The sequence below is a fragment of the Mycobacterium sp. 1423905.2 genome (genome assembly GCF_001673155.1).
Taxonomy (GTDB): Bacteria; Actinomycetota; Actinomycetes; order Mycobacteriales; family Mycobacteriaceae; genus Mycobacterium.
The window spans coordinates 45038-55556 of record NZ_LZLE01000338.1; the positions used below are offsets into that span (position 1 = coordinate 45038).

A 10519-nucleotide genomic window follows, 5' to 3' on the forward strand; every position below is an offset into this window, starting at 1 on the left:
CTCAGTACGTGTAGAAGCCGCGGCCGGATTTCTTGCCGAGCTGGCCGGCTTCCACCATGCGCAGCAACAGCGGCGGCGGACCGTAGTGGGGTTCCTTGAACTCCTCGTACAGCTTGTCCGCGATTAACTTCAGCGTGTCCAGTCCGACCAGGTCAGATAGCCGCAGCGGCCCCATCGGGTGGGACAGTCCCGCGACCACGGCTTTGTCGACGTCGGCCACAGTGGCGAAACCCGCCTCGACCATCCGGATGGCCGACAGCAGGTAGGGCACCAGCAGCGCGTTGACCACGAAGCCCGACCGGTCCGAGCAGCGCACCACCTGTTTGCCCAGCACGGTGCTGGCAAACTCCTCGGTGCGGGCGGCGGCGGCCTCGTCGGTGACCAGCGTGCTGACCAGTTCCACCAGCGGCAGCACCGGAACGGGGTTGAAGAAGTGCAGCCCCAGGACCCGCTGCGGGTTCTTGGTGGCCGCCGCGATCTTCATGATCGGGATGCTCGACGTGTTCGACGCCAGCACGGCCTCGGGGTCGGTAATGACCTCGTCGAGCTTGGCGAACACCGAGGCCTTGATGGTCTCGTCTTCGATGATGGCCTCGATGACCAGTTGCCGATCGGCCAGGTCGTTGAGGTCGGTGGTGAAGGTCAGCTGTCCCAGCGCGCGGTCGCGCTCGCGTTCGGTCACCTTGCCTGCGCTCACGCCGCGTTCCAGGGACTTCACGATGCGGTTGCGCCCGGCGGTGATGAGCGCGTCGGTCGTCTCGAACACCGTCACCGCGACGCCGGCGCGGGCGGAGACCTCGGCGATGCCGGATCCCATCTGCCCGGCTCCCACGACCCCTACTCGCTGTATCGCTGCGTCACTCACTGACCCTCCTCATAAATGCGCCGAGCAGACGCAAAATCGCGTCAATTGCGGTGCAACTGGGCGATTCTGCGTCTGCTCGGCAGACTAACTCAACTAACTCAGTGGAACTGACCCTCTTCGGTGGAGCCGGTCAGCGCCGTGGTCGACGAGGTGGGGTCGACCGTGGTGGCGATCCGGTCGAAGTAACCGGCACCGACCTCGCGCTGGTGCTTCGTCGCGGTGTAACCGCGCTCCTCGGCGGCGAACTCGCGCTCCTGCAACTCGACGTAGGCGCTCATCTGGTTGCGGGCGTACCCGTAGGCCAGGTCGAACATCGAGTAGTTGAGGGCGTGGAAGCCGGCCAGCGTGATGAACTGGAACTTGAAGCCCATCGACGCCAGCTCCTTCTGGAACTTCGCGATGGTCGCGTCGTCGAGGTGCTTCTTCCAGTTGAACGACGGCGAGCAGTTGTAGGCCAGCAGCTGGTCGGGGAACTCGGCCTTGACGCCCTCGGCGAACTTGGCGGCCAGCTCGAGGTCCGGCGTGCCGGTCTCCATCCAGATCAGGTCGGAGTACGGCGCGTAGGCCTTGGCGCGCGCGATGCACGGCTCGAGACCGTTCTTGACCCGGTAGAACCCTTCCTTGGTCCGCTCACCGGTGATGAACGGCTGGTCGCGCTCGTCGACGTCGGAGGTGATCAGCGTTGCCGCCTCGGCGTCGGTCCGGGCGATCACGACGGTCGGAACGTCGGCCACGTCGGCGGCCAGGCGGGCCGAGGTCAGGGTGCGGATGTGCTGCTGGGTCGGGATGAGCACCTTGCCACCGAGGTGACCGCACTTCTTCTCCGAGGCCAGCTGGTCCTCCCAGTGCGAGCCGGCGACACCGGCCGCGATCATGGCCTTCTGCAGCTCGTAGACGTTGAGTGCACCACCGAAGCCGGCCTCACCGTCGGCGACGATCGGCACCAGCCAGTTCTCCACCGAGGTGTCGCCTTCGACCTTGGCGATCTCGTCGGCGCGCAGCAGCGCGTTGTTGATCCGGCGAACCACCTGGGGCACCGAGTTGGCGGGGTACAGGCTCTGGTCGGGGTAGGTGTGGCCGGAGAGGTTCGCGTCACCGGCGACCTGCCAACCCGACAGGTAGATGGCCTTCAGTCCCGCGCGGACCTGCTGGACGGCCATGTTGCCGGTCAGCGCGCCCAGCGCGTTGACGAATTCCAGGTCGTGCAGCTGGTTCCACAGCACCTCCGCGCCGCGGCGCGCCAGGGTGGCCTCTTCGACGACCGAGCCCTGCAGGGCGACGACGTCTTCGGCGGAGTAAGTGCGGGAGATGTTCTTCCAGCGCGGATTGGTGTCCCAGTCGTGCTGGATCTGCTCCGCACTCTTCGGGGTGCCAACGTCAGACATGTGAGACGGCTCCTTCGGTGTTACTGATTGCTAAAAACCGCGCCATCCAGCGGGGCTAGTTGCTCAACTTCGCTGGGGTGCTAACTCGACGATGGCATAGCTTATCTATGCTGGTCCACCCATTTCACTTGCGAATTTCGGCAATGACCCGCGGTCATTTTGCAAACCTTGCGAAGCCAGCAAGTAACTTAACCGTTACAGAAGCTACCGGTCAGTAACCGAAATTCGCAGGTCACCGGCAATTTACCGGGACAATCGTACGGTTAAAGAGTGAAGAGCGCGGCGACCGCTTTGGTCTCGTCACCGACGGCATATGTGAGCGTTCTAACAGTGCGGTCGGCCAGGCCCGGGCCGAACTGGTCGGTGGAACCGGCCGGGTGCACGTGGCTGATGATCTCGAGCTTGTCGCCCAGCGCGACCGGCGCCTCGTGCTCGATGGTGACGCGCAGGGGCGCGTCGAGCAGTTCGGGGTGGGAGAACAAGTAGTCCTCGATCACGCTCCAGTACACCGAGTTGTTCATGTGGTCGAACAGGTCGATGTCGGTGACCCGCACCGGGAATTCGTGGATCTCCACCGCGTCGTCGCGGCTGCCGGGCTTGAGATAGCCCTTCCAGCGCAACCGGTCGACGGACGTGGTTTTGTGCAGCCCGGCCAGGAAGTCGTCGGCGATGCGCGACGGCATCTGCGTCTCGCGGTTGATGTTGATCCAGAACGCCTCGGATTCGATGAGGCCACCCTTGCGACCGTCGATGCGGACCCGCATCTCGCACCACCGGTTCGAGGTGCCCGAACACCAGCGGCGGCAGCGCAGCATGTCCTGGAATTCGATGGGCCGGATCAGGTCGACCATGGTGCGCCGGACGATCCACAGCGGATGGGTCTCCTCGAAACCCATCTCGCGCAGTTGGTCCTGGCCGATGTCCTGGATGTGCCGGCAGGCCGCGTCCAATCGCAGCCGGCCGGTGCGGTCGATGTCGCCGACGCGCAGCGGCCATTCGCGATCGAACACGTCGGGGTGGCCGTCGGGCACGGGCATCAACTTTTTGTCCAGGCTCACGGCGCTGCTCCCCATTTCCTCCTCGGACGAACCCCAGGCTTCTGCTGCGGACCTCGATGCGAATCATGCCAACGACCACAACGAAACACCAACCTGACTCGTCATGCGAAGACTGCGAACCCGATCTTCGCAACCGGCGTACGCTGGGCGAAGTGTCCAAGACGTTCGTCGGCTCGCGGGTGCGCCAGCTGCGCAGCGAGCGCGGCTTCAGCCAGGCGGCCCTGGCCCAGATGCTCGACATCTCCCCGAGTTACCTCAACCAGATCGAACACGACGTCCGCCCGCTGACGGTGGCGGTGCTGCTGCGCATCACCGAGGTGTTCGGTGTCGACGCGACCTTCTTCGCCTCCCAGGACGACACCCGGCTGGTTGCCGAACTGCGTGAGGTCACCACCGACCGCGACCTGGATCTGGACATCGACGCGCGCGAGGTCGCCGAGATGGTCAACGCGCATCCCGCCCTGGCCCGCGCGGTGGTCAACTTGCACCGGCGGTATCGGATCACCACCGCGCAACTGGCCGCCGCCACCGAGGAGCGGTTCTCCGACGGCAGCAGCGGCACCGGGTCGATCACCATGCCGCACGAAGAGGTGCGCGATTACTTCTACCAACGGCAGAACTATCTGCACGAGTTGGATACCGCCGCCGAAGACCTGACCATCCGGATGCGGATGCATCACGGCGACCTGGCCCGCGAGTTGACCCGCCGACTCAGCGAGGTGCACGGGGTGCACATCAACCGGCGAATCGATCTGGGTGACACGGTGTTGCATCGCTACGACCCGGCGACCAAGACGCTGGAGATCAGCAATCACCTCGGCCCGGGTCAGCAGGTGTTCAAGATGGCGGCCGAGTTGGCCTACCTGGAGTTCGGCGATCTCATCGACAGCATGGTCGCCGACGGCAAGTTCACCAGTGACGAGTCCCGCACGCTCGCCCGGCTGGGCCTGGCCAACTACTTCGCCGCGGCCGCGGTGCTGCCCTACCGCCAATTCCACGACGTCGCGGAGAACTTCCGCTACGACGTCGAGCGGCTCTCGGCGTTCTATTCGGTCAGCTACGAGACCATCGCACACCGGCTCTCGACGCTGCAGCGGCCCACGATGCGGGGCGTCCCATTCTCCTTCGTCCGGGTCGACCGCGCCGGAAACATGTCAAAACGCCAGTCCGCCACGGGTTTTCACTTCTCCTCCAGCGGAGGCACCTGCCCGTTGTGGAATGTCTACGAGACGTTCGCCAACCCCGGCAAGATCTCGGTGCAGATCGCCCAGATGCCCGACGGCCGCAACTACATGTGGGTGGCTCGCACCGTCGAACGCCGCGCCGCCCGGTATGGTCAGCCAGGAAAAACCTTCGCGATCGGGCTAGGCTGCGAACTTCGCCACGCGCACCGACTCGTCTACTCGGAAGGACTCGACTTGTCCGGCGATATCGCCACCCCGATCGGCGCTGGTTGCCGGGTCTGTGAACGCGACAACTGTCCGCAACGCGCCTTCCCCGCCCTGGGCCGTGCGCTGGATCTCGACGAACACCGCAGCACGGTGTCGCCCTACCTGGTCAAGCACGCATGACCGCCGGTACACCGCAACGGATTCCGTCCGGCCGGTTCCGCCAACTCGGACCGGTCAACTGGGTGCTCGCCAAGCTGGGCGCGCGCACGGTGCGCGCTCCGGAGATGCATCTGTTCACCACGCTGGGCTACCGCCAGTCGCTGTTTTGGGCGTGGCTGCTCTATGGCGCCCGCCTGCTGCGGGGACGTCTTCCGCGGGCCGACACCGAGTTGGTGATCCTGCGGGTGGCGCACCTGCGCGACTGTGAGTACGAGCTGCAGCATCATCGCCGCATGGCGCGCTCGCTGGGTCTGGATGCCAACCTGCAGGCCGCCATCTTCGCCTGGCCCGAGGCGCCAGATGGCAAGGGCCCCAGGGCAGTGCTGAGCGCCCGCCAACAGGCGCTGCTGAAGGCGACCGACGAGTTGGTGCGGGATCGCTCGGTCAGCGCCGCCACCTGGCAGCAGCTGGCCGCACACCTCAATCGGCCTCGATTGATCGAATTCTGTTTGCTGGCAACCCAATACGACGGGCTGGCGGCCACCATCCACACACTGGGCGTCCCGCTGGACAATCCCGACGACTGATTGGTCAGAACGTGATGTCGGCCAGCACGGCCAACGTCAGCACCAGCGGCAGAACCGGCAAGCCGAACACGAACGCCGACCACGCGTACTTGCGGCGCCAGCGCATGAGCAGCCCGCCCACCGCGGCACCGACCGCCAGCGCCAGCGACAGCAGCAGGATCGCTACGCTCCAGCGGCCCACGGTGGTCAGGTCTTCGCCGATCGAGATGGCGACCAGCCACAACACGTAACCGGTCGCCATACCGCCGATCGCGCCTATCGCTGTTTGGTTCCGAATCATCGCGTCAGAAGTTGATCATGTGGCCGGTCAGGCCGTGGAAGCACTCCTGCAGCGCCTCGGACATGGTCGGGTGCGTGTGGACGTTGCGGGCCAGCTCGGTGGCAGTCAAGTCCCACTTCTGGGCCAGGGTGAGTTCCGGCAGCAACTCCGACACGTCATGGCCCACCAGGTGGCCGCCCAGCAGCTCGCCGTACTTGGCGTCGGCGACCAGCTTCACGAAGCCGCTAGGGTCGCCCATGCCGTGGGCTTTGCCGTTGGCGGTGAACGGGAACTTGGCGACCACGACGTCGTAGCCTTCGTCGCGGGCCTGCTGCTCGGTGAGCCCGAAGCTGGCGACCTGCGGTTGGCAGAACGTGGCGCGCGGCATCATGCGGTAGTCTCCGAGCGCCAAAGTCTCTGCGCCGGCAATGGTTTCGGCCGCGACGACGCCCTGCGCCTCGGCCACGTGAGCCAGCTGCAGCTTGCCGGTCACGTCGCCGATGGCGTAGATGTGCGACACGGATGTCTGCATGTAGTCACCGATGCCGATGGCCCTGCGGTCGTTCAACTCGACGCCGGCCTTGTCCAGGCCGTAGCCCTCGACGTTGGGCACGAACCCGATGGCCTGTAATACCTTGTCGGCCTTGAGTTCCTGGGATTTTCCGTCCTTGCTGACGGTGACGGTGACTTCAGAGCCGTCGTCGGAGATGGATTCGACCTTGGTGCCGGTCATGATTTTCACGCCCAGCTTCTTGAACTGCTTCTCGATCTCTTTGGACACCTCGGCGTCCTCGTTCGGCAGGGCGCGCGGCAAAAACTCCACGATCGTCACGTCGACGCCGTAGTTCTTCATGACATAGCCGAACTCCATGCCCACCGCTCCGGCACCGGCGATGACGATGGACTTCGGCAGTTCGCGCTCCATGATCTGCTCTTCGTAGGTGACGACGTTCTCCGACAGCGACGTGCCCGGAACCAGGCGGGTGCTCGCACCGGTGGCGATGATGACGTTGTCGAAGGTGACCTCTTCGGTGCCGCCTTCATTGAGCTCGACCGACAAGGTGTGCGCGTCGGTGAACTTGCCGTAGCCATGGATCTCGGTGATCTTGTTCTTCTTCATCAGGAAGTGCACGCCCGCCACACGGCCTTCGGCCACCTTGCGGCTGCGGTCATAGGCGACCCCGTAGTCGAAGGTTGCGTCGCCGCTCATGCCAAAGGTCTTGGCCTCTTTGGTGAAGATGTGGACCAGTTCGGCGTTGCGCAGTAAAGCTTTGGACGGGATGCAGCCGACGTTGAGGCAAACCCCGCCCCAGTACTTCGGTTCGACGACTGCGGTGTTCAGTCCGAGCTGCGCGGCGCGGATGGCTGCGACATATCCGCCGGGACCGGCTCCGAGGACGACGACGTCATAGTGGGTCACGGCAACCACCCTAGTGGGCGGCTACCTAGTACGGCAGCACGCCGACCAGGCAGCGGGTCGCCCGCTCGCAGTAGAAGTAGCCGTACAGCGGTGCGGCGGCGGCCAGGGAGGCGAACGGGCCGGACATCACCGCCAGCGACAGCGCGGTGAGCATCGGCCTGCCCTGCACCAGGGACAGCAGCAGGGCCGCCACGGTGCAGGCCATGACGTAGACCAGCACGACGAACATCGGCGCCGTCTTGTCGATGGTGTGATACCACCAGTAGTACAAGCTCAGCCCGAACTGTGCCGCGCCGAACCACACGCCGAGCAGCAACAGGGCGAATTTCCACCACTTGAGGTAGCTGTAGCGGCCTGGCACCGTCACCGGCGCGGCGGGCACCTCGGGTGCCGGGTCGGCGTCGGCGGCGGCCGGCTCTGGCTCGGGCTCGGTTTTCGGCTGGGCCGACTCGGGCTTGGGCGGCGCCTTATCCCGGAGATCGGTCAACGCGACGAACGGCTCCGAGTCGTCGTCGAAGTCCGGGACGAACGGCACCGAGGGTTCGCCGTCCTCGAATTCCGGCCGCGGCCGCAGCGAGTGCTCGCCGGTGTCGAACTCGGGCACGAACGGTTCGGTGCCGGGGCCGGCGTCGGGTTCCTTATCCGCGGATTCGTCAGCGGCTCGGTCAGCCACTGCGGACCACCTGCAGCGCCACCAGCACACCGAACCAGCCGGGTGCCAGTGCAATGAGGAACGCCCCCAGCAACGTGACCCACCGGCGTCCGGAGAACAGGATCGCCGACATGCCGATCACGCTGGGAACCCCAACCACCAGGGCGACGACGAGTTCTGGGCGCAACCGGGTGTGCACCAGCACAGCGGCTGCCACCCCGGCCAACTGGCCCACCGCCACGCCGACCAACATGGCGCCAGTCAGCAGCCATGCCCGGGGTAGCGGAATCACGGTGTACGACCTTACTGCGGCTACGGCCTAGAGACCGGGCACGTTCCCGGCGCGTTGTCCGCTATCACCTCGCCTCGGGCGTTAGGCCGCGCACCCCGCTCATAGGTCGCGCCGGTGATCACCGGGGTCGCCGCCAATAGTGCGTTCTCGGCGTCGCTGAACACCCGGCCGCGGCTGAGGAACCGCACTCCTTCGGGTGCTTCCAGGCTGAATCCACCGCCGCGGCCGGGGACTACGTCGATGACCAGTTGGGTGTGCTTCCACGCTTCGTACTGCGCACCGGAGATCCACACCGGAACTCCGTCCGGTCCCACGTCCAACACCCCGAGCAGCACGTCACGGTCACCGACCAGGAAGTCCCCGCTCGGGTAACACATCGGCGAGGAGCCGTCGCAGCACCCGCCAGACTGGTGAAACATCACCGGGCCGTGCTGATCCTGCAGTCGCGCCAGCAGCGCCGCGGCGGCGGCGGTGATCAGCGCTCCCGGCGGTGCGGCGGACGTCCCCGCGCCCATCAGAACAGCCCGAGCGCCTTCTCGGAGTAGGACACCATCAGGTTCTTGGTCTGCTGGTAGTGCTCGAGCGCCATCTTGTGGCACTCCCGGCCGAACCCCGACAGCTTGTAGCCGCCGAACGCGGCGTGCGGGGGGTAGACGTGGTAGCAGTTCACCCACACCCGCCCGGCCTTGATCTCCCGGCCGGCCCGGTAGGCGGTGTTGCCGTCCCGGCTCCACACCCCGGCGCCCAAGCCGTAGAGAGTGTCGTTGGCGATGCCCATGGCGTCGTCGTAGTCCTGGAACGGTGTCACGGCGACCACCGGCCCGAAGATCTCCTCCTGGAAGATCCGCATCTTGTTGTTGCCGCTGAAGATGGTGGGCTGCATGTAGTACCCGCCCGACAGGTCGCCACCGAGTTCGGCGCGCTCGCCGCCGGTGATCAGCTTGGCGCCCTCGTCCTTGCCAATCTCGATGTAGGACAGGATCTTTTCCAGCTGGTCGTTGGAGGCCTGCGACCCGAGCATGGTCTCGGTGTCCAGCGGATCACCCTGCCGGACCGCCTTGGTGCGGATCGCGGCGAGTTCGAGGAACTCGTCGTGAATGTCGGCCTGGATCAGGCTGCGCGACGGGCAGGTGCACACCTCGCCCTGGTTGAGCGCGAACAGCGTGAACCCTTCCAGCGCCTTGTCCTGGAAGTCGTCATGGGCGGCCATCACGTCGGAGAAGAAGATGTTCGGGCTCTTGCCGCCCAATTCCAGGGTTACCGGGATCAGGTTCTGGGAGGCGTATTGCATGATGAGCCGCCCGGTGGTGGTTTCGCCGGTGAACGCGACCTTGGCGATGCGGTTGCTCGACGCCAAGGGCTTGCCGGCTTCGGCGCCGAAGCCGTTGACGACGTTGACGACCCCCGGCGGCAGGAGGTCACCGATCAGCGACATCAGGTACAGCACCGACGCCGGGGTCTGCTCAGCCGGCTTGAGGACCACGGTGTTGCCGGCCGCCAGCGCCGGCGCCAATTTCCAGGCGCCCATCAGAATCGGGAAGTTCCACGGAATGATCTGGCCGACCACCCCGAGCGGTTCGTGGAAGTGGTAGGCCACGGTGTCCTCGTCGACCTGGGACAGCGAGCCTTCCTGGGTCCGGATCGCCGCCGCGAAATACCGGAAATGATCGGCGGCCAACGGGATGTCGGCGGCTAGGGCCTCGCGAACCGGTTTGCCGTTGTCCCACACTTCGGCCACCGCCAGCGCGGCGGTGTGCTCGTCGATGCGGTCGGCGATCTTGCTCAGGATCGCCGCGCGCTTGGCCGGCGAGGTTTTGGCCCATCCCGGCGCCGCGGCGTGGGCGGCGTCCAGCGCCTTGTCCACATCGGCCTCGTCCGAACGCGGGATCTCGCAGAACGGCTGGCCGGTGACCGGCGTCGGGTTCTCGAAGTAACGGCCTTGTGCCGGCGCGACCCATTCACCTCCGATGAAGTTTCCGTACCGCGACTCAAAGGACATCAGCGCTCCGGCAGAACCCGGACGCGAAAAGACAGTCATGGGTTTTCGGCTCCTCTTTGAAGACTATGTAATACAGCTCACACTACCGCCGCAGGACACAATGGTTTTCATGGCTGCCACCGCTTCCGAGACGGCTCCCGACGACAACGCAGACCCATACCTCTGGCTCGAGGACGTCACCGGCGACGACGCGCTGGACTGGGTACGCGCCCGCAACGAGCCGACCTTGGCGAAATTCTGCGACGAGGAATTCGAGCGGATGCGGATAGAGGCGCTCGAAGTGCTCGACACCGACGCGCGCATTCCTTACGTGGTGCGCCGCGGGGAGTATCTGTACAACTTCTGGCGTGACGCGGCCAACCCGCGCGGCTTGTGGCGGCGCACCACGCTGGACAGCTACCGCACCGACTCGCCGCAGTGGGACGTGTTGATCGACGTCGACGCGCTGGGCC

The 10519-nt window shown here is 65.6% G+C and carries 11 protein-coding genes and 1 pseudogene; 3 read left to right on the top strand and 9 right to left on the bottom strand.

What is annotated here, in order from left to right; all coding sequences use genetic code 11:
- Position 1 precedes the first annotated feature (1 nt).
- The 3 genes from A9W95_RS23220 to A9W95_RS23230 all read right to left on the bottom strand — a co-directional run bounded on the left by A9W95_RS23220 (position 2) and on the right by A9W95_RS23230 (position 3308).
- Positions 2 to 865: a 3-hydroxybutyryl-CoA dehydrogenase gene (locus tag A9W95_RS23220; protein WP_067418372.1), complete on the bottom strand. Its 864-nt coding sequence runs from the start codon at positions 863 to 865 to the stop codon at positions 2 to 4.
- Between the two features lie 98 nt (positions 866 to 963).
- The gene (gene aceA / locus A9W95_RS23225) at positions 964 to 2250 is read right to left on the bottom strand and encodes an isocitrate lyase (protein WP_067418373.1); all 1287 of its coding nucleotides are present in this window, start codon (positions 2248 to 2250) and stop codon (positions 964 to 966) included.
- 263 nt (positions 2251 to 2513) lie between these two features.
- A complete protein-coding gene (locus A9W95_RS23230; RefSeq protein ID WP_067418398.1) occupies positions 2514 to 3308 on the bottom strand; it encodes an acyl-[acyl-carrier-protein] thioesterase in 795 nt (264 codons plus the stop codon).
- A 152-nt stretch (positions 3309 to 3460) separates the two neighbouring features.
- Here A9W95_RS23230 and ramB point away from each other — a divergent pair, with 152 nt between their 5' ends.
- Positions 3461 to 4879 carry an acetate metabolism transcriptional regulator RamB gene (gene ramB / locus A9W95_RS23235; protein WP_067418375.1) on the top strand — a complete coding sequence of 473 codons (1419 nt, stop codon included), beginning with the start codon at positions 3461 to 3463 and terminating at the stop codon, positions 4877 to 4879.
- Positions 4876 to 5445, top strand: a complete 570-nt coding sequence (locus A9W95_RS23240; RefSeq protein WP_067418376.1) for a carboxymuconolactone decarboxylase family protein — start codon at positions 4876 to 4878, stop codon at positions 5443 to 5445. The genes ramB and A9W95_RS23240 overlap by 4 nt, the downstream gene beginning before the upstream one ends.
- Before the next feature lie 4 nt (positions 5446 to 5449).
- Here A9W95_RS23240 and A9W95_RS23245 read toward each other — a convergent pair whose 3' ends face one another.
- The 6 genes from A9W95_RS23245 to A9W95_RS23270 are packed head-to-tail and all read right to left on the bottom strand — an operon-like array spanning position 5450 to position 10106.
- Positions 5450 to 5725, bottom strand: coding sequence for a hypothetical protein (locus tag A9W95_RS23245; RefSeq protein ID WP_067418378.1), 276 nt, complete (start codon positions 5723 to 5725; stop codon positions 5450 to 5452).
- A 4-nt stretch (positions 5726 to 5729) separates the two neighbouring features.
- Entirely contained in the window at positions 5730 to 7124 is a 1395-nt protein-coding gene (gene lpdA, locus A9W95_RS23250) for a dihydrolipoyl dehydrogenase (protein ID WP_067418400.1), read from the bottom strand.
- A gap of 25 nt (positions 7125 to 7149) precedes the next feature.
- Positions 7150 to 7797, bottom strand: a complete 648-nt coding sequence (locus tag A9W95_RS23255) for a hypothetical protein (protein ID WP_067418380.1) — start codon at positions 7795 to 7797, stop codon at positions 7150 to 7152.
- Entirely contained in the window at positions 7790 to 8068 is a 279-nt protein-coding gene (locus tag A9W95_RS23260) for a putative holin (RefSeq protein ID WP_172826698.1), read from the bottom strand. Before A9W95_RS23260 ends, A9W95_RS23255 begins: the two co-directional genes overlap by 8 nt.
- Before the next feature lie 20 nt (positions 8069 to 8088).
- A complete protein-coding gene (locus A9W95_RS23265; RefSeq protein WP_067418381.1) occupies positions 8089 to 8583 on the bottom strand; it encodes a DUF779 domain-containing protein in 495 nt (164 codons plus the stop codon).
- On the bottom strand, positions 8583 to 10106 hold the full coding sequence (locus A9W95_RS23270; RefSeq protein ID WP_067418383.1) for an aldehyde dehydrogenase family protein: 1524 nt from the start codon (positions 10104 to 10106) through the stop codon (positions 8583 to 8585). Before A9W95_RS23270 ends, A9W95_RS23265 begins: the two co-directional genes overlap by 1 nt.
- 70 nt (positions 10107 to 10176) lie before the next feature.
- On the opposite strand from A9W95_RS23270, the pseudogene A9W95_RS23275 reads away from it, so the two are divergent.
- Positions 10177 to 10519: pseudogene (locus tag A9W95_RS23275) on the top strand (S9 family peptidase); the annotation flags it as partial.